The sequence below is a fragment of the Streptomyces sp. NPDC057445 genome (assembly GCF_042802855.1).
Lineage (GTDB): Bacteria > Actinomycetota > Actinomycetes > Streptomycetales > Streptomycetaceae > Streptomyces.
Genome location: NZ_JBHVDH010000008.1, coordinates 66086 through 86392, shown reverse-complemented (window position 1 = coordinate 86392; position 20307 = coordinate 66086). Strand labels below are relative to the sequence as shown.

The 20307-nt window shown below is 71.0% G+C and carries 20 protein-coding genes, 1 pseudogene and 1 riboswitch; of the genes and pseudogenes, 17 read left to right on the top strand and 4 right to left on the bottom strand.

Going from position 1 to position 20307, the window contains the following annotated elements; genetic code table 11:
* Window positions 1-18 precede the first annotated feature (18 nt).
* From ACFU5O_RS19205 to ACFU5O_RS19190, 4 genes are all read left to right on the top strand, one after another.
* On the top strand, window positions 19-444 hold the full coding sequence (locus ACFU5O_RS19205; RefSeq protein WP_384242257.1) for a roadblock/LC7 domain-containing protein: 426 nt from the start codon (window positions 19-21) through the stop codon (window positions 442-444).
* 4 nt (window positions 445-448) lie between these two features.
* Window positions 449-814: a DUF742 domain-containing protein gene (locus ACFU5O_RS19200; RefSeq protein ID WP_384241871.1), complete on the top strand. Its 366-nt coding sequence runs from the start codon at window positions 449-451 to the stop codon at window positions 812-814.
* A 268-nt stretch (window positions 815-1082) separates the two neighbouring features.
* On the top strand, window positions 1083-2555 hold the full coding sequence (locus ACFU5O_RS19195; RefSeq protein ID WP_384241869.1) for an amino acid permease: 1473 nt from the start codon (window positions 1083-1085) through the stop codon (window positions 2553-2555).
* A gap of 10 nt (window positions 2556-2565) precedes the next feature.
* Window positions 2566-3021, top strand: a complete 456-nt coding sequence (locus ACFU5O_RS19190; RefSeq protein WP_384241866.1) for an Lrp/AsnC family transcriptional regulator — start codon at window positions 2566-2568, stop codon at window positions 3019-3021.
* A gap of 23 nt (window positions 3022-3044) precedes the next feature.
* On the opposite strand, the gene ACFU5O_RS19185 is transcribed toward ACFU5O_RS19190, so the two are convergent.
* Window positions 3045-3617 (bottom strand): Repetin, encoded by a 573-nt coding sequence (locus tag ACFU5O_RS19185; protein ID WP_384241864.1) that lies wholly within the window; start codon window positions 3615-3617, stop codon window positions 3045-3047.
* Between the two features lie 276 nt (window positions 3618-3893).
* On the opposite strand from ACFU5O_RS19185, the gene ACFU5O_RS19180 reads away from it, so the two are divergent.
* Together ACFU5O_RS19180 and ACFU5O_RS19175 are read left to right on the top strand one after the other, a co-directional pair.
* Window positions 3894-4712, top strand: a complete 819-nt coding sequence (locus ACFU5O_RS19180) for a carbon-nitrogen hydrolase family protein (protein WP_384241862.1) — start codon at window positions 3894-3896, stop codon at window positions 4710-4712.
* Between the two features lie 36 nt (window positions 4713-4748).
* Complete coding sequence (locus ACFU5O_RS19175) at window positions 4749-6455, top strand: flavin monoamine oxidase family protein (RefSeq protein WP_384241859.1); 1707 nt, start codon at window positions 4749-4751, stop codon at window positions 6453-6455.
* A gap of 256 nt (window positions 6456-6711) precedes the next feature.
* Here the strand turns inward: ACFU5O_RS19175 and ACFU5O_RS19170 are convergent.
* Both ACFU5O_RS19170 and ACFU5O_RS19165 read right to left on the bottom strand, forming a co-directional pair.
* Window positions 6712-7640: pseudogene (locus ACFU5O_RS19170) on the bottom strand (LLM class F420-dependent oxidoreductase).
* Window positions 7641-7655: 15 nt separating this feature from the next.
* Entirely contained in the window at window positions 7656-8372 is a 717-nt protein-coding gene (locus tag ACFU5O_RS19165; RefSeq protein WP_384241856.1) for a DUF5995 family protein, read from the bottom strand.
* 134 nt (window positions 8373-8506) lie between these two features.
* Between ACFU5O_RS19165 and ACFU5O_RS19160 the strand changes: the two genes are divergently transcribed.
* Together ACFU5O_RS19160 and ACFU5O_RS19155 are read left to right on the top strand one after the other, a co-directional pair.
* The gene (locus ACFU5O_RS19160) at window positions 8507-9694 is read left to right on the top strand and encodes a glycoside hydrolase family 6 protein (RefSeq protein WP_384241854.1); all 1188 of its coding nucleotides are present in this window, start codon (window positions 8507-8509) and stop codon (window positions 9692-9694) included.
* Window positions 9695-10050: 356 nt separating this feature from the next.
* Window positions 10051-10812, top strand: coding sequence for a hypothetical protein (locus ACFU5O_RS19155; protein ID WP_384241851.1), 762 nt, complete (start codon window positions 10051-10053; stop codon window positions 10810-10812).
* Window positions 10813-11129: 317 nt separating this feature from the next.
* On the opposite strand, the gene ACFU5O_RS19150 is transcribed toward ACFU5O_RS19155, so the two are convergent.
* Window positions 11130-12350, bottom strand: a complete 1221-nt coding sequence (locus tag ACFU5O_RS19150; protein ID WP_384241848.1) for an MFS transporter — start codon at window positions 12348-12350, stop codon at window positions 11130-11132.
* Window positions 12351-12460: 110 nt separating this feature from the next.
* Between ACFU5O_RS19150 and ACFU5O_RS19145 the strand changes: the two genes are divergently transcribed.
* From ACFU5O_RS19145 to ACFU5O_RS19105, 9 genes are all read left to right on the top strand, one after another.
* A complete protein-coding gene (locus tag ACFU5O_RS19145; protein WP_384241845.1) occupies window positions 12461-13639 on the top strand; it encodes an ROK family transcriptional regulator in 1179 nt (392 codons plus the stop codon).
* A gap of 458 nt (window positions 13640-14097) precedes the next feature.
* Window positions 14098-14228, top strand: a riboswitch (FMN riboswitch).
* A 155-nt stretch (window positions 14229-14383) separates the two neighbouring features.
* The gene (ribD, locus tag ACFU5O_RS19140; protein WP_384241842.1) at window positions 14384-15466 is read left to right on the top strand and encodes a bifunctional diaminohydroxyphosphoribosylaminopyrimidine deaminase/5-amino-6-(5-phosphoribosylamino)uracil reductase RibD; all 1083 of its coding nucleotides are present in this window, start codon (window positions 14384-14386) and stop codon (window positions 15464-15466) included.
* A complete protein-coding gene (locus ACFU5O_RS19135; protein WP_384241840.1) occupies window positions 15467-16075 on the top strand; it encodes a riboflavin synthase in 609 nt (202 codons plus the stop codon).
* On the top strand, window positions 16072-16725 hold the full coding sequence (locus ACFU5O_RS19130; protein ID WP_384241837.1) for a nicotinamide riboside transporter PnuC: 654 nt from the start codon (window positions 16072-16074) through the stop codon (window positions 16723-16725). The genes ACFU5O_RS19135 and ACFU5O_RS19130 overlap by 4 nt, the downstream gene beginning before the upstream one ends.
* The gene (locus ACFU5O_RS19125) at window positions 16722-18038 is read left to right on the top strand and encodes a bifunctional 3,4-dihydroxy-2-butanone-4-phosphate synthase/GTP cyclohydrolase II (protein ID WP_384241834.1); all 1317 of its coding nucleotides are present in this window, start codon (window positions 16722-16724) and stop codon (window positions 18036-18038) included. Before ACFU5O_RS19130 ends, ACFU5O_RS19125 begins: the two co-directional genes overlap by 4 nt.
* Window positions 18039-18067: 29 nt before the next feature.
* Window positions 18068-18553, top strand: a complete 486-nt coding sequence (gene ribH / locus ACFU5O_RS19120) for a 6,7-dimethyl-8-ribityllumazine synthase (RefSeq protein WP_384241832.1) — start codon at window positions 18068-18070, stop codon at window positions 18551-18553.
* A 33-nt stretch (window positions 18554-18586) separates the two neighbouring features.
* Complete coding sequence (locus ACFU5O_RS19115) at window positions 18587-18859, top strand: phosphoribosyl-ATP diphosphatase (RefSeq protein WP_093658196.1); 273 nt, start codon at window positions 18587-18589, stop codon at window positions 18857-18859.
* A 64-nt stretch (window positions 18860-18923) separates the two neighbouring features.
* Window positions 18924-19781 carry an ATP phosphoribosyltransferase gene (gene hisG / locus ACFU5O_RS19110; RefSeq protein WP_384241829.1) on the top strand — a complete coding sequence of 286 codons (858 nt, stop codon included), beginning with the start codon at window positions 18924-18926 and terminating at the stop codon, window positions 19779-19781.
* A gap of 23 nt (window positions 19782-19804) precedes the next feature.
* Window positions 19805-20266, top strand: coding sequence for a PH domain-containing protein (locus ACFU5O_RS19105; RefSeq protein ID WP_384241826.1), 462 nt, complete (start codon window positions 19805-19807; stop codon window positions 20264-20266).
* Window positions 20267-20307: the final 41 nt, after the last annotated feature.

Genomic DNA, 20307 nt, shown 5'->3' with positions numbered 1-20307 from the left:
GAACAGGCCGGGGGGGCCATGCCGGGCGCACCGGCCGGACAGACCGCCGCAGGCGACCTCGGATGGCTGCTCGACGAGCTGGTGGCGAGGACCGACCATGTCAGACAGGCCGTGCTGCTGACGTCGGACGGCCTGGTCACCTGTGCCTCCCGCGGGATGCCCGCGCGGGACATCGAGCACCTGTCCGCCGTGTGCGCGGGGTTCCACAGCCTGGCCAAGGAGGCCGGGGCCCGTTTCGAGGCCGGCAAGGTGCGGCAGACCATGGTCATGCTCGACGGTGCCTATCTGTTCATCACCCCCGCCGGTGACGGCAGCCGCCTCGCGGTGCTCTCCGACATCGAGACCGACGTGGGACAGCTCGCCCACGAGATGACCCTCCTGGTCAGGCGCGTAGGAAGGCATATGGCCGTGCCGGCGCGCGCACCCGAGGCATCCGACGTCTGATCCCGTGAGCGACCACTGGTACGAGGACGAGACCGGGCCGATGGTGCGGCCGTACACCGTGACCCGCGGCCGCACCCGCCCCGCCGCCGAGCATCACATCGATCTGATGTCGCGGGTCACAGCCGTCGAGGACCGGCCGGGACCGCCGCTCGACCATGCCCGGAGCGCCCTGCTGCACCTCGTGCGCCGAGGGACGCGGCCGGTCGCCGAGGTCGCGGCCGACGCCGACCTTCCGCTCACCGTCGTGCGAGTGCTGCTCGTCGACCTCGTCGAGGCGGGGCTCGTGCGCATCTCCGCCCCGCCCGTGCACCGGGGCTCCCACGACCCCTCCCTTCTGCGGGAAATCGCCGACCGCCTGCGCGAGCTGTGAACGCTTTTGCGCGGCTGTGCAACGTTCCTCCGTCACCGCCGGATGCACGCAATGATCTTGCGCAGATGCGCAAAGCTCATGCATTACGAGCGGGAACCGTCGGCTCATAGGGTCCTCGCTAGTACGTGGAGTTCGGCGGGGACCGTCTGCTCGGCGCTTCCCCGCTCAGGGCTGCACAGCCATGCCCGTGCACATTCCCCGGAGTGAATCCGGTGAGGGGATCGCCGCGGTCGCCGCCGCCAGAAGGCAGCGATAAGGAGCCTCCCCAGTGTTGGACCACGGCGCAGCGCCGCCAGCCTCCCCCCAGCAGGACCCCGCAGGCCGACAGCTCGGCCTCGGCGCCCGACTGATGCGCCGCAAGCCCGTCGAGGCGCTCGTCGCCGAAGGCGGCCAGGGCGAGGGCGGCACGCTTCGCCGCTCGCTCACCATGTGGCAGCTGACGATGATCAGCATCGGTGCGACGCTCGGCACCGGCATCTTCGTCGTCCTCGGCGAGGCCACCCCGCTGGCCGGCCCCGCCGTGGCGATCTCGTTCGTGATCGCGGGACTCACCGCCCTGTTCTCGGCGCTGTCCTACGCCGAGCTCGCCGGATCCATCCCGGTGTCCGGCTCCTCCTACTCGTACTCGTACGCGACCATGGGCGAGCTCATCGCCTGGATCTGCGGCTGGTGCCTGGTGCTGGAGTACGGCGTCTCGGTCGCGGCCGTCGCGGTCGGCTGGGGCGAGTACCTCAACGAGCTGCTCGACGGCACGATCGGAGTCACCGTCCCCGGGACGATCTCGGCCCCGCTCGGCGAGGGCGGCTTCATCAACCTCCCGGCGCTGGTCGTCGTGCTGCTCGCCATGGTCTTCCTGATGGGCGGTGCCAAGGAGAGCGCCCGCGTCAACACCATCATGGTCATGGTGAAGATCGTGACGCTGGTGCTCTTCATCGGCATCGGGTTCATGGGCATCAAGGCCGGCAACTACGCCCCCCTCGCCCCGCTGGGCGTCACCGGGATCAGCGCCGCGGCGGCCACCCTGTTCTTCTCGTACATCGGCTTCGACGCCGCCTCCACCGCCGGTGAGGAGGCGAAGAACCCGAAGCGCGACCTGCCGCGCGCGATCATGCTGTCGCTGCTCATCGTCACGGTGCTCTACTGCCTCGTCGCCCTGGTCGCCGTCGGCGCCATGCCGTGGCAGGACTTCGAGGGCACCGACGCGGCGCTCGCGCAGATCATGAAGGACGTCACGGGCCAGAGCTTCTGGGGCGTGGTGCTCGCCGCCGGCGCGGTCGTCGCCATCGCCAGCGTCGTGTTCGCCGTGCTCTACGGCCAGACCCGCATCCTCTTCGCGATGTCGCGCGACGGCCTCGTGCCCAAGGTGTTCGCCAAGGTCAACACGCGCACCGGAGCCCCCAGGGCGAACACCGTGATCGTCTCGCTCTTCTGCGGCGTCCTGGCGGCCTTCATCCCGCTGGGTGAGCTGGCCAACGCCACCAGCATCGGCACGCTCTTCGCGTTCGCCCTGGTCAACGTCGCTGTCGTCATCCTGCGCCACAAGCGCCCCGAGATGAACCGCACCTTCAAGGTGATGTTCTTCCCGGTCACACCGGCCCTGGGATTCCTCTTCTGCGCCTACATGATGTACAGCCTTCCGGCCGTCACCTGGATGTGGTTCGGCGGGTGGATGATCGCCGGGCTCGTGTTCTACTTCCTGTACGGCCTGCGCCGCTCCCGACTGGCAACAGCAGAAAAGTGATCCACCCCCCGTGCGACTGAACGATCTCGACGAACGCATCGTCCACGCCCTCGCCGAGGACGCCCGCCGTTCCTACGCCGACATCGGTTCGCTCGTCGGCCTGTCCGCGCCCGCCGTCAAGCGGCGCGTGGACAGGCTGCGGGCGGAGGGAGCCATCACCGGCTTCACCGTACGGGTCGACCCGGCCGCCATGGGCTGGGAGACCGAGGGCTTCATCGAGATCTACTGCCGCAGCAACACCTCGCCCGAGGCCATCAAGCGTGGTCTGGAGCGGTACCCGGAAGTCGCGTCCGCCTCCACCGTCACCGGAGAGGCGGACGCGATCGTCCAGGTCTTCGCCTCCGACATGCGCCACTTCGAGCGTGTGCTGGAGCGGATCGCGGGCGAGCCGTACGTGGAGCGGACGAAGTCGGTCCTGGTCCTTTCGCCGCTGCTCAGGCGCTACTCGTCGGGCTCGCCCGGCTGACCGTCACTGCCGGCGCCCGACCGTCACCGCTGGGGGTACTCCGGCTTCCAGGGCAGTACCTCGAAGTCGCCGGTGCCCCTCTTGACGGTCTCGAACGGTGCCGAGCCCATGCACCTGGGCAGTTCGTCGTACACCTCCTTCGTGATCCAGCTGTAGCCCAGCCGGTCGTGGCGGCCCTGGTCATGGACGGTGATGCCGACCCGCTTGCCCTTGAAGGGCGTGTCGGACTCGGTGACCACCCCCGTCACCACGGCCACCTTGCCGCCCGTCACCAGGCAGTCGACCTTCGCCTTCGCCCAGCCTCCCTTGCCGTTCACGTAATGGCTGAAGCTGAACGTGCCGTAGGCCTTCTCCGGATCCATGGTGTCCTTCGCGGCCAGATGGACGTCGAAGGAGAACGTGATGTCGTCGCCGGCGGGGCGGTACAGCTTGGCCGTCCCGGTCAGCGCCGCCGCCTCGCGCGGGGCTGCCGCCTCGCGCGGTGCCCCTCCGTCGCCCTCCCTCGAGGCGGCGGCGGAGCCCGCGGCTCCGGTGATGACCAGCAGTGCGGCGCCGAGCGCGGCGATCTTCGAACGACGTCGGGCGATGCGGTTCATGGCCGTCCTTTCGACAGGTGACCGGACGTCCACCACTGTTGCGGCCGGCGCCGTCCGGGGCGTCGCTCCCAGGTCGCGACCCTCCTCCGCCGCCCGGTGGGGTCACGGGTGCGACCTGGGCAGGACCCGCGCGCAATGAATCGCCGCCGAGCCGGTCATTCGCGCAACGGATCGACTCTCGGTCCGCAACGGACTCGCCTTGTCCGGACAGATCACCGGAACGTACCGTTTTGACGTCGGCCCGACACCCCCCGCCCACCTTCCCGAGGTACGCCCATGCCGCCGCTGCGCACCGCCCTGCTCCAGAGCTCCGGTACTCCCGGCGACATCGTGAAGAATCTCGAGATCATCGACGCGCACGCTGCCGACGCGGCGGCCTCCGGCGCCGGGCTGCTCGTCTGCCCCGAGATGTTCCTCACCGGCTACGCGATCGGTGCCGACGTCCCCCGCCTGGCCGAGAACGCCGACGGCCCCTCCGCACGGGCGATCGCCGAGATCGCCGCCCGCCATGGCGTCGCCGTCCTCTACGGCTACCCCGAGCGCGGCACGGGCGCGGAAGCCGGGCGGAACGTGGTGTACAACGCGGCGCAGCTCATCGGCCCCGACGGCACGCGCCTCGCGAACTACCGCAAGACCCATCTCTTCGGCTGCTTCGAGCAGGAGTGGTTCACGCCAGGCGACGATTCCGTCGTCCAGGCCGAGCTCGGCGGCCTCCGGATCGGCATTCTGATCTGTTACGACGTCGAGTTCCCCGAGAACGTCCGCGCCCACGCCCTCGCCGGGACGGATCTGCTGGTGGTGCCGACCGCACAGATGCACCCCTTCCAGTTCGTCGCCGAGAAGCTCGTCCCGGTGCGCGCGTTCGAGAGCCAGATGTACGTCGCGTACGTCAACCGCACCGGCACCGAGGGCGAGTTCGACTTCGTCGGCCTCAGCTGCCTGGCCGGACCCGACGGCATCGCCCGGGCTCGCGCGGGCCATGGCGAGGAGATGGTCGTCGCCGACGCCGACCCGGACTTCCTGGCCGCCTCACGCGCCGCCAACCCGTATCTGCGCGACCGCCGTCCCGGGCTGTACGCGTCTCTCGCCCGCTAGACCTCTCGCCCGCCACACGCCAGGAGCAACACCCCTATGACGTCCACGGTGCCCACCGCCGTCCCGCACAGCGACGCGCAGCCGCCCATCACCATGTTCGGGCCGGACTTCCCGTACGCGTACGACGACTTCCTCGCCCACCCGGCCGGGCTCGGCCAGATACCCGCGACCGAGCACGGCACAGAGGTCGCCGTCATCGGCGGCGGGCTCTCCGGCATCATCGCCGCGTACGAGCTGATGAAGATGGGCCTCAAGCCGGTCGTCTACGAGGCGGACCAGATCGGCGGACGGCTGCGCACGGTCGGCTTCGACGGCTGCGATCCGTCGCTGACCGCGGAGATGGGCGCCATGCGCTTCCCGCCCTCGTCGACCGCGCTCCAGCACTACATCGACCTGGTGGGCCTGAAGACCGCGCCGTTCCCGAACCCGCTGGCCGAGTCCACCCCGTCGACGGTCGTCGACCTCAAGGGCGAGTCGCACTACGCGGAGACCATCGACGACCTGCCGCAGGTCTACCGCGACGTCATGAACGCGTGGAACGCCTGCCTGGAGGAGGGCGCGGACTTCTCCGACATGAACCGCGCCATGCGGGAGCGCGACGTCCCGCGCATCCGTGAGATCTGGGCCAAGCTCGTCGAGAAGCTCGACAACCAGACGTTCTACGGCTTCCTCTGTGACTCCGAGGCCTTCAAGTCCTTCCGGCACCGCGAGATCTTCGGCCAGGTCGGCTTCGGCACCGGCGGCTGGGACACCGACTTCCCCAACTCCATCCTGGAGATCCTCCGCGTCGTCTACACCGAGGCCGACGACCACCACCGCGGCATCGTCGGTGGATCCCAGCAGCTGCCGCTGCGGCTGTGGGAGCGCGAGCCGCAGAAGATCGTGCACTGGGCGCAGGGCACGTCGCTGAAGTCCCTGCACGAGGGCGAGCCGCGGCCCGCCGTGACCCGTCTGCACCGCACCGCCGGCAACCGGATCACCGTCACCGACGCGTCCGGCGACATCCGCACCTACCAGGCGGCGATCTTCACCGCGCAGTCCTGGCTGCTGCTCTCCAAGATCGCCTGTGACGACTCGCTCTTCCCCATCGACCACTGGACGGCGATGGAGCGGACCCACTACATGGAGTCCTCCAAGCTGTTCGTCCCCGTCGACCGGCCGTTCTGGCTGGACAAGGCCGTCGACGACAAGGGGAATCCGACCGGCCGTGACGTCATGTCGATGACTCTGACCGACCGGATGACCCGCGGCACGTACCTCCTGGACGACGGCCCGGACAAGCCGGCCGTCATCTGCCTCTCGTACACGTGGTGCGACGACAGCCTCAAGTGGCTGCCGCTGTCCGCGAACGAGCGCATGGAGGTCATGCTCAAGTCGCTCGGCGAGATCTACCCGAACGTCGACATCCGCAAGCACATCATCGGCAACCCGGTCACTGTGTCCTGGGAGAACGAGCCCTATTTCATGGGCGCGTTCAAGGCCAACCTGCCGGGTCACTACCGCTACCAGCGGCGCCTGTTCACCCACTTCATGCAGGACCGGCTGCCCGCCGACAAGCGCGGCATCTTCCTCGCGGGCGACGACATCTCGTGGACGGCCGGCTGGGCGGAGGGCGCGGTGCAGACCGCGCTCAACGCCGTGTGGGGTGTGATGCACCACCTCGGCGGCGCCACCGACGCCACGAACCGGGGCCCGGGTGACGTCTTCGACGAGATCGCCCCGGTGGAGCTTCCCGAGGACTGATTTCGAGGCTCGGTGCTCCCCCCGCCCCCGGCGGGGGGACCGACGCCCGCCAGGGCCCTTCAGCGGGCGTCGACGGTCGACCCTGCTCGGTTCCTTTCGACGCCCGCGCGTCCCTTCGGCCCATTCGCCCAGGGACCGCCCAGGGCCAGGGCCCCATGGATGAACCCCCGCCGCCGACCGCGACCCGGTCGGCCCCGGGTGGTCACACCAGCCGCCGCCGGCCGGAGAACCCGGTCGGCGGCGGCTCCGTATGCCGTCAGAGCCCCGCGGCCCGTACGCCCTCGTACACCGCGGCGGCGACGTCCTTCAACTCCTCGGCGTCGCGCGTGGCGCCCTGCAGATCGACGAGGAACTCGCCGAGGCCCGGCGCGGCGTGGGCCGCGAGATCCTCGACGATCTGGTCCACGCTGCCGTGGAACGGCTTGCGGTCGCTGCCCCCCAGCGGCTTCGCGCTGTACGCCGCGTTCGCGCGTACGACGACTTCCAGGGGCCGCTCGCGCCCGCGCCCGGCCGCCACGTCCTGGATCCGCCGCCAGGACTCGGCCAGTTCCCGCGGGCCCATGGCGACCGGCATCCAGCCGTCCGCACGGTCCACCATCCGGCGGGTGGCCTTCGGGCTCAGCGCAGGCAGCAGGACGGGGATGGGCCCGGCCGGCTTGGGGCCGACCACGGACGGGGCGATCGACGTCAGTTCCCCCTCGTACGCGACCGGGTCGGGACCCCACACCGCGCGGCACACGTCCAGCAACTCGTCCAGGACCGCGCCACGCTTCTCGAAGGGGGCGACGGCCGCGGCCGCGTACTCGTCGACGGACCAGCCGGTGCCGAACCCGGCGACCACCCGTCCGCCGCTCGCGGCGTCCAGCGAGGCGAGCGTACGCGCCAGCTGGAAGGGGATGTGCAGCGGCGCGACCAGCACACTGGTCCCGAGCCTGGCCCGGCCGGTCGCTCCCGCGGCCAGCGTCAGCGAAACGAGCGGGTCCGCCACCCCTCGGTACACATCGGGCCACGGGAGGCCGGGGATGCCGTACAGCCCGTGGACCGCGGGCTCGGGAACCAGTACCCGCTCGAACACCCACAGGCTGTCGTAGCCGGTCTCCTCGGCAGCCCCGCCACCGCGGGGATGTCGCGCCCGATGTCGTACTGCCTCATCTGCGGGAGCCCGAGGCCGAGCCGGATCGTCATGTGTACTCCTTCGCGTCAGGGCCAGGGAGTGAGCAGGCAGCGTCCGACGAGCCCGACACCCGCGTCCAGCCGATCGGTGAACTCGCGGACGAGTTCGGGGTGTTCCCGGATCCCCCACAGGAGTCGTGCCGCGGACCAGGCGCCGTCTCTCGCCCGCTCCAGGCTCCATGCGCCGAGAAGGTGGGTGAGCGGATCGGCGACCTCCAGCAGATCGGGCCCGGGCATCAGATCTTCGCGGATGTGCTCCTCCAGCATCGTGAGGATGTCACCCACCCGGTCGAACTCCCCCTCCAGCTGCGGCGGTTCGCAGCCGAGCCTACGGCAGGTGTCCACGACCGCCAGCGCGAGATCGTGGCCGATGTGCGCATTGATTCCGGCCAGCGCGAACTGCAGCGGACGTACCCGGGGATGGCGGCGGTACTGGAACAGCGGCCGCCAGCAGTCGGGCGGGCGACCGCCCGCCGTCGTGGTGCCGACGGCGGAGAGATAGCGCTCGGCGAAGAGAACGTGCAGCGTGACGGCCGCACGCCGGTCGGGGAACTCGCCCCGCTCGATGCGCAGCCCGAGCTCCTCCGTGACCGCCAGATACACCCGGTTGAAGACCGCAACCCCGTCCTGCGGGGGCAAGTCCGACCGGAGCGCCCGCATCCGGTTCACCACCGAGCCGACCGAAGGACTGCCGGGTCCGGTCCGTGCCGCGAAGTCTGCTGCGAACTGTTCGGTCTGCGCCATGGGGGCAGCGTCCCAGCCATAGGCTCGGACAGGTGCCGCCAGGCCCGGGCTTCCCCAGAACGGGGGAAGGACCGGGTGGCAGGCGGCTGCCGAGGAGGCTCAGGGGGAGCTTCTTGTGCGAGGGGGGAACGAAGGTGTCAGGCGTACGCACACAGCGCCGGACGGAACGGATGGAGCGCCGCCGTGCCGCACGGCACGGCGTCATGGCCGTCGCTGCCTCTGCGGTGGTGGCTGTCGGCACGGTCACCGGGCTGGTCTCCGCGGCCGGCGACCGGGACGAGAACGACACCGCACGGCCGAAGGCGACCACCTCACCGCTGACCGTCCCGCTGCCCGCCCGTCCCAGCCCTTCGCCGTCACCGGCCACGGTGACGGCCACGCCGTCTTCGCCCACCGCATCACAGAAGGCGTCCACGAAGGCCGCGCCCCGCCCGCCTGCCCGCAGGGAGACGCCCACGACGGGCGCCCGGCTGTACCGGCACCCGGACTCGCAGGTCCTCGACTGGGTGCGGGCCAACCGGAACGACCCTCGCAGGCCCCTGATCGAATCGCGCATCGCAGCTCAGCCGGCCGCCGTCTGGTTCGCCGTCCACAACCCCGGCGAGGTCACCGGCCAGGTGCGCGCGGTGACCTCGGGGGCGGCGGCAGCCGGTCGCGTCCCGGTCCTGGTGCCGTACGCGATTCCGGGCCGGGACTGCGGCGGCGCGTCCCAGGGCGGGGCGCCCGACCTGGCCTCGTACGACCGCTGGGTCGAGGAGTTCGCCGCGGGGCTCGGCGGCGATCCGGTCATCGTCGTCCTCGAACCCGACTCGATCTCACAGTCGGACTGCCTTTCTGCGGGCGTACGGGCAGCACGTTTCGCGTCGCTGGCCCGTGCCGGCCGCACCCTCAAGGCCGCCAACCCGCAGGCGAAGGTCTACTTCGACGCGGGGCATTCCGGCTGGAACCCCGCGGGCAAGCAGGCCGCTCTGCTGCGCGCGGCGGGCGCCGCCACCGCCTCGGACGGCGTCTTCACCAATGTCTCCAACTTCCACCGCACGGCCGACGAGGTGCGCTACGCCCGGCAGGTACTCGCCGCGCTGGGCGGCCCGGAGCCTCTGGGCGCCGTGATCGACACCAGCCGCAACGGCAACGGCGCCCCCGCGGCGGGGGAATGGTGCGACCCGCCGGGCCGGGCCATCGGCAGGGCGCCGACGGCCGAGACGGGGGAGGCGGGGATCGATGCCTATCTGTGGGTGAAGCTGCCGGGGGAGTCGGACGGTTGCAAGGGCGCGGCGGGCTCCTTCACCCCCGACTACGCCTACGACTTGGCGACCGGCTGATCCGCGTCTCCGCTCCCGCCTTCGGGGCAAGAGGTGCCGGAGGGTCCGATTTCATTCGCCCGTGGTGCACATGGCCTGATCACGGGCGCCTTGCACCCCCACCGGAACCGACGCGCAGGCCGTCGATCAGGGGCCCGGAGGGCCCGGCCGGGGGTTGTACGGGGGCGCGTCTCGGTTGGGTACAGGTGCGATTTCGCCATGATCACAATCATGGCCCGGGCATCAATTGCCGATCTCCGCTTCGGTGCCGCACGTAGATTTGAGCGGCACACAACAAATCCGCGTGAGCACTGCCGGGTCGAACGCCGCGCGGAGGGACGTTGTTCACCGATCCAGATTCAGAAGGAAGCAGTCCTATGCGCCGCATCAATGTCCGCCGTACCGTCGCCGCCGCGTCCGCCGTATCGCTGGCCCTGCTTGTCGGTGCCTGCGGTTCCGGGGACCCGGCGGCGAAGGACGAGCCGAAGGGCGGCGCCGGTACGCCCAAGGAGTCCGCCGCGAAGGCTCTGACCCAGGCCGAGCTGGACAAGCTGATCCTGGCCGAGAGTGATCTCAAGGACCACAAGATCGCCAAGGCCAACGAGGCGGACATCGCCACGGCCAAGACCGCCACCAGCGACAAGGCCGAGTGCAAGCCGCTGGTCGACGCGATGGCGCTGCGTGCCGCCGGGACGCCGGGCGCGACCGCGTCGCGCAAGATCGTGGCCATCCCGAAGGCGCCTGGCGCCGACGCCTCGCCCGAGGACAAGGCGAAGGCCGGCCTCGCGGCCCTCAGCGCGACGGTCACGGCCGACACCCTTGGTTCGTACGACGGTCAGGGCGCGCAGGACGCCTTCGCGGCCTTCAAGAAGGCGGGAGAGGACTGCGCCGGCGGTTTCACCCTGGTCACCGGCACCGAGAAGACGAAGTTCACCAAGATCGAGACCGCGGCATTCACCGGTGGGGACGAAGCCGTCGCCTTCACCCTCACCATGGATCTGGAGGGTGACGCAGGCACGACGCAGCTCGTCGCGGTCCGCAAGGGCGGAACGCTGGCCACCTTCCACGCACTCAGCCTGGCCGGCAAGGCGGAGCAGCCGAAGGCCGTTGTCGACGCCCAGCTGAAGAAGCTCGGCTGAGCACGCGGACGCAGAACGGCGACGGTGCCTGACGTGGTGTGCGACGGGACCTGGTGCGGGGCGTTCCCGGCACGGCTGATGCCGCGGGTCGACGGTTGACCTGGCCGTCCCTGCCGGGCGGGCCGCGGCGGCGGCGCTGCTGATCCCTGCGCGAACCGGACCCGGCCGACGAAGGCGGGCCCGTGCCACGGCACGGGCCCGGTCGCGAGGTCCTCGAGCGGTACGCGAAGCCGGCCGCGCGCGTTCGGGGTTCTTCCGGGGGCCGGGGCCGGGGCCGGTGCCACGAGCCACGGACAGGGCGGCCGGACGGTGTTCCGTCAGGCCCGGATCCCGGTCTCCGCCTGCGTGGCCGCCCCGGACCCGGCGGCAGCAGCCGTCCGTGTGCTGCCCCGCAGCACCCCGGCTCCCAGCACCAGTCCGAAGGCCAGCGCCGTCACCAGCGTGAACGACGCCGTCAGCGAGGTCAGATCGGCGATCCCGCCGATCGCCGACGGGGCGATCAGCCCCGAGGTGTACGTGATCGTCGCCACGCCCGCGATCGACAGGCTCGGGTTCGATCCGGTACGTCCCGCCGCTGCGAAGGCGAGCGGGACGACCACGGCGATTCCGAGCCCCATGCAGCCGAAGCCGGCCATCGCGGCCAGGGGATGGGGCGCCAGGACCACCAGCAGTCCTCCCGCGGTCGCCAGCGCTCCTCCCGCACGGACGGTACGGACCGGGCCGAAGCGGTCCACCACCCTGTCGCCCACCAGCCGGGCCACCGCCATGGTCAGGGCGAACGCGGTGGTGGAGGCGGCGGCGAGCCCGGCCGACGTACCGAGCACATCCCGCAGATACACCGCCGACCAGTCCAGGCTCGCGCCCTCCGCGAACACCCCGCAGAAGCCGATCGCGCCGATGATCACCGCCGAGCGCGGCGGCAGCGCGAAGCGTGGCGGCGCCTCCTCGTCCGGAGTGCTGCGCAGATCCAGAACGCCTTGACAGGCCACCAGGCCCAGCGCGGTGAGCACGGCCGACGCGAAGAGGTGGTGGAGGCGGGCGTCGCTGCCGAGATGCGCGGCGATGGTGCCCGCGGCGGAGCCGAGCAGGGCGCCCGCGCTCCACATGCCGTGCAGGCTCGACATGATCGAGCGGTCCATCCGGTTCTCGACCTCGACGCCGAGAGCGTTCATGGCGACGTCCGACATTCCGGCCGTGGCGCCGTACACGAAGAGCGCCGCACAGAGCGCGTACACATTCGGGGCCAGCGCGGGGAGGGCCAGGGCGAGGGTCCACAGGGCGAGCAGTCCCCGCAGCGCTGCGCGCGCCCCGAAGCGGTGGCTGATCGCTCCGGCGAGCGGCATGGCGAGGGACGCCCCGACGGCCGGGAAGGCGAGAGCGACGCCGAGCAGGCCCGTCCCCACCCCGGCGTGATCCTGGATCCAGGGGATGCGGGTGGCGAAGCTGCCGGTCACGGCGCCGTGGACACAGAAGACGGCGGCCACGGCATGGCGGGCGCGGCGCAACTGCCGCTGGTCGAAGGCCACTTCACTCGGCATCGGCGCCGTCCTCCCCTGGAGTGGTGGTCTGTCGCGTAAACTATCAGGAACCCTGCCTGATAAATAGTCGCGCCGCTCGGGTCCGGCGGCTATCTGGAAGGATTCCCGGCATGCCCGCATCCCCGAGCACCGCCCGGGCCATCAACGACCGGCTCGCCCTTCGGCTCATGCAGGACGCGGGCCCGTTGACGGCCACTCAGCTCAAGGCCATGACCGGACTCTCCCGTCCGTCCGTCGCAGACCTCGTGGAACGGCTGCAGAGCGCGGGACTCGTCCGGGTCGTGGGCGAGGCGGGCGAACAGCGCCGTGGCCCGAACGCACGGCTGTACGGGATCGTCGCCGACCGGGCGCATCTCGCGGCCCTCGACGTGCGGACGCACGGCGTGACGGTCGTCGTCGCGGACCTGCTCGGCACGACGCTCGCGGAGGCGACGCTGCCGATCGGCAGCAACACGGGCACAGAACCGGCCGTCGAACAGGCCGTCGCTCTGCTGGAGCACACAGCCCGCGAGGCGGGAGTGACGCGGCTCCACAGCGTCGGCATCGGTGCCCCGGGACTGATCGATCCCGTCACGGGCGAGCTGCGTGACTCGAGCGGGCTCCCCGCGTGGCACCGCAGGCTCGTCGCCGCGCTCCAGGAACGTCTTCCCGCGACCGTGCTCGTGGAGAACGAGACCAATCTCGCGGCTGTCGCCGAGCAGCGCATCGGCGCCGCGCGGGACCAGGACGACTTCGTCCTGCTCTGGCTGGGTCAGGGTGTCGGCGCCGCGGTCGTCCTCGGCGGCACGCTGCGGCGCGGGGCGTCGGGCGGGGCCGGTGAGATCGGTTTCCTTCCGGTGCCCGGCACCGCCGGCCTGCCGTCCGCGAGCGGCTGCGAGGGAGGCTTCCACGCCCTGGCAGGTGCGGCGGCGGTGCGCGAACTCGCCGAACGGCACGGCATGGACGGTGATGCGGAGCAGGCGGTGGTCGCCGCCGTTTCGGCGGAGCGGGAGGCGACCGCGGCCTTCCTCGACGCGCTGGCCGACCGGCTCGCCCTGGGCGCCGCGGCCGTGGCAGCCGTACTCGACCCGGGATGCGTGGTCCTCGGCGGCGAGATCGGCCACGCGGGCGGCGGCGCGCTGGCCGCTCGCGTCGAGTCCCGCCTCGCCACGCTGTCCCCGCTGCGCACCACGGTCCGCCCGTCCGGACTGGGCGGCCAGGCCGTCCTGCGCGGAGCCTTGCTCATGGCGCGCGACGCGGCACAGGACGACGTGTACGCCCCGGGGCGCCGGGGCGCGACCGTCAAGTAGCGCCGCCGGCCCGGCGGCGACATGCCTGCCGAGCGTTCCGGTGCCGCCGGTCACCAGCATCGTGGTCAAGAGGGCGGCCTGACGGACGGCGGCGAGCACGGGGGTGACCGGGACGCGAGACCCGGCGGCGGCAAGGGCCGGTGACCGCCGCCGGGCGTTCTCGCGGCACATGCGCTTTCCGCTGAACGCCAACCGGCCGGGAACCGGCGCCCCTTGGGCCCCGGCGCCATGGCGTCGGCGGGACCGTCCCGAGGCGGTCACGCGAGGTGACGCAGAGACTAAGAGGACTAGACCAGTTCGGTCAATAGGCCTGTACCAAACCCCGCACCCCCCGCCGCGACGCCGTGGAGGAGTTCCCTGGAGTGACGATCGCGTCGCCGTCGGTTGTGAGCCAGCCCACAGGTAGCCCACCTGTATGCCGGTCGATCGGGCATGGCACACTGGCCTTGTATCAGCAGCAGCGCACTCCGGGGTCGGTGTAATTCCGAACCGGCGGTTACAGTCCGCGACCCGTCCGCATCCAGCGGCCGGTTGACCAGGTGAAATTCCTGGACCGACGGTGAAAGTCCGGATGGGAGGCAGTGCGCGGCGGGCGACCCTCGTGGTCCGTCGGCCGTCTGCGACCGATCGTTCCCACGAACGACCGGCTCCGCAAGGCCCGGCATTCCCTGAGGTGTTGTTGCGCTTGCCCTGTCGTTCGAACGACAGCCCCGGAGTCCGTGCCCGAAGAGGCAGGAGGACCCGGTGGCCACCGCAGCCGACATGGACGCCATGCGTCGAGCCATCACGCTCGCCGCCCGCGGACTCGGCTCCACCAGCCCCAACCCGGTCGTCGGCTGCGTCATCACCGACGCCGCCGGGCAGCCGGTGGGCGAGGGGTTCCACCAGCGCGCCGGCGGCCCGCACGCCGAGATCCACGCCCTGCGTGCCGCGGGCGAGCGCGCCCGCGGCGGCACCGCGTACGTCACTCTCGAACCCTGCAACCACACCGGCCGCACCGGTCCCTGTTCGCAGGCCCTCGTCGACGCCGGGATCGCGCGCGTCGTGTATGCCGTCGCCGACCCCAACCCGCAGGCCACCGGTGGCGCCGACACCCTGCGCGCGGCCGGGGCCGAGGTCGTGTGCGGGCTTCTCGGCGAGGAGGCCGAGGCGGGGAACATCGCCTGGCTCACCGCGGTCCGCCTCGGCCGGCCCTACGTCCTGTGGAAGTACGCCGCCACCCTCGACGGGCGCATCGCCGCCGCCGACGGCACCAGCCGCTGGATCAGCTCGCCCGAGTCCCGTGCCGACGTCCACCGGCTGCGCGCCGAGGCCGACGCGGTCGTCGTCGGCTCCGGCACCGCACGCGCCGACGACCCGCACCTCGCCGTCCGGGGCATCGAGGGCATCACCCAACCCCTGCGCGTGGTCCTCGACACCCGTGCGGCGATCCTGTCGACAGCCCGGGTCCTGGACGACGCGGCGCCCACGCTCGTCGCCGTCGCCGAGGACGCGGACGCCCGGCATCTGCCCGGCGTCGACCTCGCGCGGCTGAGCGCCGACGAACGCGGCATCGGCGTCCACGCCCTGCTCACCGAGCTGTACGCGCGCGGCGTCCGCTCCGTACTCCTCGAAGGGGGCCCCACGCTGGCCGGGTCCTTCATCGCCGCGGGAGCCGTCGACAAGGTCGTCGGCTATCTGGCCCCGGTACTCCTCGGCGCGGGACGCACGGCCCTCGCCGACGCCGGAATCTCCACCCTCACAGAAGCGTTGCGGCTCGACGTGATCGAGACCGTCCGTTTCGGCCCCGATCTGCGTATCACCGCGACTGTCCCCAAGGGAGCTTGAGTGTTCACCGGAATCGTCGAAGAGCTGGGTGAGGTCACCGCCGTCGAGAATCTCGGCGACTCCTCACGCTTCCGCCTGCGCGGGCCTGTCGTGACCGAAGGCGCGAAGCACGGCGACTCCATCGCCGTCAACGGCGTCTGCCTCACCGTCGTCGACTTCGGCGACGGCGAGTTCACCGCCGACGTGATGGCCGAGACGCTCAAGCGCTCCAGCCTCGGGGCTCTCGCCGTGGGCTCCCGGGTCAACCTGGAGCGCCCGATGGCGGTCGGCGGCCGGCTCGGCGGGCACATCGTCCAGGGCCATGTGGACGGCACCGGCACGATCGTCGAGCGCACGCCGTCCGACAACTGGGAGATCGTCAAGATCTCGCTCCCCGCGGACCTCACCCGTTACGTCGTCGAGAAGGGTTCCATCACCGTCGACGGAGTCAGCCTCACCGTCGTCGACGCGGGTCCGGACCACTTCACCATCAGCCTGATCCCCACCACCCTCGCGCTGACCACGCTCGGCATCAAGCAGCCGGGCGACCCGGTCAACCTCGAGGTCGACGTCATCGCCAAGTACGTCGAGCGTCTGCTCGGCTCCCGTGCTGAGGAGACCGCCAAGTGAGCGCCCTGTCCTGGCTGAACTCGGAGGCCTTCACGGCCTTCGACCAGCACATCATGTGGTCCGACATGATCGGCAACTCGGTCGGTCTGGCCGCGCTCGCCCTCGGCTGGCGGCGCTCCATATGGACGTGGCCCGCACAGCTGCTGTCCGGAGTGATCCTTGTCGCCGCGTACGCGTCCGCGCAGCTCTCCGGCGGTGTCGGCAAGCAACTGCTCGTCATCGGCGTCGCCGTGTGGGGCTGGCGGCAGTGGACCCGGGGCAGGCAGCAGGCCCAGGACGGCTCCATCGCCGTACGGTTCGCCACCTGGCGCGAGCGGGGCGCGCTGGCGGCCGGTGCGATCGCGGGCACCCTCGCAGTCGGCGGGCTGTTCACCCTCTACCCGTCGCTGTCCTGGAGCCCCTGGGCCGATGCCTACATCTTCGTCGGCACCCTGATCGCGATGGTTGCCCAGGCCCGCGGACTGGTCGAGTTCTGGTTCGCCTGGCTGCTCGTCGACCTGGTCGGCGTACCGCTCGCCTTCAGCAGCGGCCTGGCCTTCTCCGGCCTCGTCTACGTGATCTACTTCGCGCTCGTCCTCTGGGGCATGCGCGACTGGTGGCTGCGGTCCCGCGCAGCATCCGCATCCGCCCTGGAAGGAGCCGCAGCATGAGTGCTCTGCCGACCTGGTACCCGGCCGACAGCGCCGAGGAGCTCTCCCTCGACCCCGTCGAGCAGGCCATCCGTGACATCGCCGCGGGGCGGCCCGTCGTGGTCGTCGACGACGAGGACCGCGAGAACGAGGGCGACCTCGTGATCGCCGCCGAGAAGGCCACGCCCGAGATCGTCGCCTTCATGATGAGCGAGTGCCGGGGGCTGATCTGCGCCCCCATGGAGAGCGACGAGCTGGAGCGGCTCCAGCTGCCGCAGATGGTCGAGCACAACACCGAGTCGATGAGCACGGCCTTCACCGTCTCCGTCGACGCGGCACCCGCGCACGGTGTGACCACCGGCATCTCCGCCGCCGACCGGGCCACCACCCTCCAGCTGCTGGCCGGTGGGACGGCGGAGGCTTCCGACTTCGTGCGACCCGGCCATGTCTTCCCGCTGCGCGCCAAGGCCGGCGGCGTGCTCGTCCGCAACGGACACACCGAGGCCGCCGTCGACCTCGCCCGGCTCGCGGGACTGCGGCCCGCCGGCGCGATCGTCGAGATCGCCGGCGAGGACGGCGTGATGCTCCGGCTTCCCGAGTTGATCCCGTTCGCCCGCAAACACGGGCTTACGATCATCTCCATCGAAGACCTCATCGCCTACCGCCGCACCTCCGAGCCGACCGTCCGCCGCGAGGCCGAGGTCAATCTGCCGACCGCGCACGGGGCCTTCACCGCCTACGGCTACCGCTCCACCGTCGACGGCGTCGAGCACGTCGCGCTCGTCCACGGCGACATCGGCGACGGCGAGGACGTGCTCGTCCGGATCCACTCCGAATGCCTGACCGGCGACATCTTCCACTCGCTGCGCTGCGACTGCGGGCCCCAGTTGGAGGCCTCCATGGAGCGCATCACCGAGGCGGGCCGCGGCGTGGTCGTCTATCTCCGCGGTCACGAGGGCCGCGGTATCGGCCTGCTGTCCAAGCTGCGGGCGTACGAACTGCAGGAGCGCGGCCGCGACACGCTGGACGCCAATCTCGAGCTCGGCCTGCCCGCCGACGCCAGGGACTACGCCGCGGGCGCGCAGATCCTCGAAGACCTCGGTGTCCGCAGCGTCCGGCTGATGACCAACAACCCCGACAAGATCACCGCGTTGGTGCGGCACGGCCTGAAGGCCGACGCCCGAGAGCCGATGCCGGTGCAGGCGGGCGAGCACAACCTCCGGTACCTGCGCACCAAGCGGGACCGCATGGGACACGACCTGCCCTGGCTGGACGGTCCCGCCCGCTCCGCCGGGGGAACCCCCACCACCGCCTCCACCTGCGGCAACCAGTAAGACAGCAAGAGAAGGATTCGAGGAGACACGTGAGCGGCAAGGGCGCACCCGAACTGTCCGTACGCAACTGCGGAGACCTCCGCGTGGCCGTCATCGCGGCCCAGTGGCACGAGAAGATCATGGACGGCCTCGTCGACGGCGCCCTGCGCGCCCTGCACGAGCTGGGCATCGACGAGCCGACCCTGCTGAGGGTCCCCGGCAGCTTCGAGCTCCCGGTCGTCGCCAAGGTGCTGGCCGGCCGCGGCTACGACGCGATCGTCGCGCTCGGAGTCGTCATCCGCGGCGGCACGCCCCACTTCGAGTACGTGTGCCAGGGCGTCACCCAGGGCCTCACCCAGGTCTCGATCGAGACGGGCGTCCCCGTCGGCTTCGGCGTACTGACCTGTGACACCGAGGAGCAGGCCCTGGACCGGGCGGGTCTGGAGGGCTCCCACGAGGACAAGGGCCACGAGGCGGTCACCGCCGCCGTGGCCACCGCGGCCACGCTGCGTTCAGTATCTGAACCCTGGCGCTGAGGAGGGCCCACTTCCACGTAGGGTGGGACCACCATGTCCAAGAAGACGTTCGAGGAGCTCTTCGCCGAGCTCCAGCACAAGGCCGCCAACGGCGATCCCGCCACCTCCCGCACCGCCGAGCTCGTGGACAAGGGCGTCCATGCCATCGGCAAGAAGGTCGTCGAGGAGGCCGCCGAAGTGTGGATGGCCGCCGAGTACGAGGGCAAGGAAGCCGCAGCCGAGGAGATCTCGCAGCTGCTGTACCACGTCCAGGTGATGATGGTCGCCCGGGGGATCTCCCTCGACGACGTCTACGCCCATCTCTGAGCAGACTCGTTCCGCACGAACACTCCCCACGCAAGCACCTACGCACACGAAGGAAGCCCGTCTCATGCTGCGCATCGCCGTCCCCAACAAGGGTTCACTCTCCGGACCTGCGGGGGAGATGCTCCATGAGGCGGGCTACCTCCAGCGCAAGGACTCCAAGGAGCTCGTCCTGGTCGACCCGGAGAACGAGGTCGAGTTCTTCTACCTGCGCCCCCGGGACATCGCGATCTACGTCAGCTCGGGCCGCCTCGACATCGGCATCACCGGCCGCGACCTGCTGCTCGACTCCGGCGCCAACGCCGAGGAGATCCTCCAGCTCGGTTTCGCCCGCTCCACCTTCCGCTACGCCACCAAGCCCGGCACCGCCTCCGGCCTCGAGGACTTCGGCGGGCTCACGATCGCCACCTCCTACGAGGGCATCGTGGCCAAGCACCTCGCGGACAACGGCATCGACGCCTCCGTCGTCCACCTCGACGGCGCCGTCGAGACCGCGATCGAGCTGGGCGTCGCCCAGATCATCGCCGATGTCGTGGAGACCGGCACCAGCCTGCGCAACGCCGGACTCGGCATCATCGGCGAGCCGATCCTCACCTCGGAGGCCGTCGTCATCCGCCGAGCCGGTGGGAACGCCGACGAGATTGCCGACGCCAAGGTCCAGCAGTTCCTGCGCCGCCTCCAGGGCGTTCTCGTGGCCCGGGCCTACGTGATGATGGACTACGACTGCCGCGTCGAGCACCTGGAGAAGGCCGTCGCGCTCACCCCGGGCCTGGAGTCGCCGACCGTCTCCCCGCTGCACAACGAAGGCTGGGTCGCGGTCCGCGCCATGGTCCCCGCCAAGCAGGCGCAGCGGATCATGGACGATCTGTACGAGCTGGGCGCCCGGGCGATCCTGACGACGGCGATCCACGCCTGCCGCCTCTGAGGGCCGGAGAAAGCACACCGACCATGTCTTCTGTGGAACAGCGGGAACTCCCCGTCCTGCCGGTCACCTTCAGACCGACCCGCACCCGGGCCGTGCTGCTGTCCGTCGGAACGGTGATGTTCGCCGTCATCACGGCCGTCGCACTGGCGCTGGAGAAGCTCAGCCCGGGGGAGCGGATCAGTTTCGTCCTCACCGCGCTGGTCTTCTTCGGCGTACTGGCCCTCCTCAGCCGCCCCAAGGTCGTCGCCGACGAGCAGGGCGTCACGGTCGTCAACCTGACCCGCAGCCGCCGGCTGGAGTGGGCGGAGATCCTCCGCGTCAACCTCCGTCCGGGTGACCCGTGGGTCTTCCTCGATCTGAGTGACGGAACGAGCCTGCCGGCCCTCGGTATCCAGCCGGGAATCGCCCGGAAGCACGCGATCCGTGACGCCCAGACCCTGCGTGCGCTCGCGGAAATGCGCGGCACCGGCACGGACCGCGGCTGAGCACCTGCCCCGCGGGGCGCTGTCGTGATTACTCTTGAGGC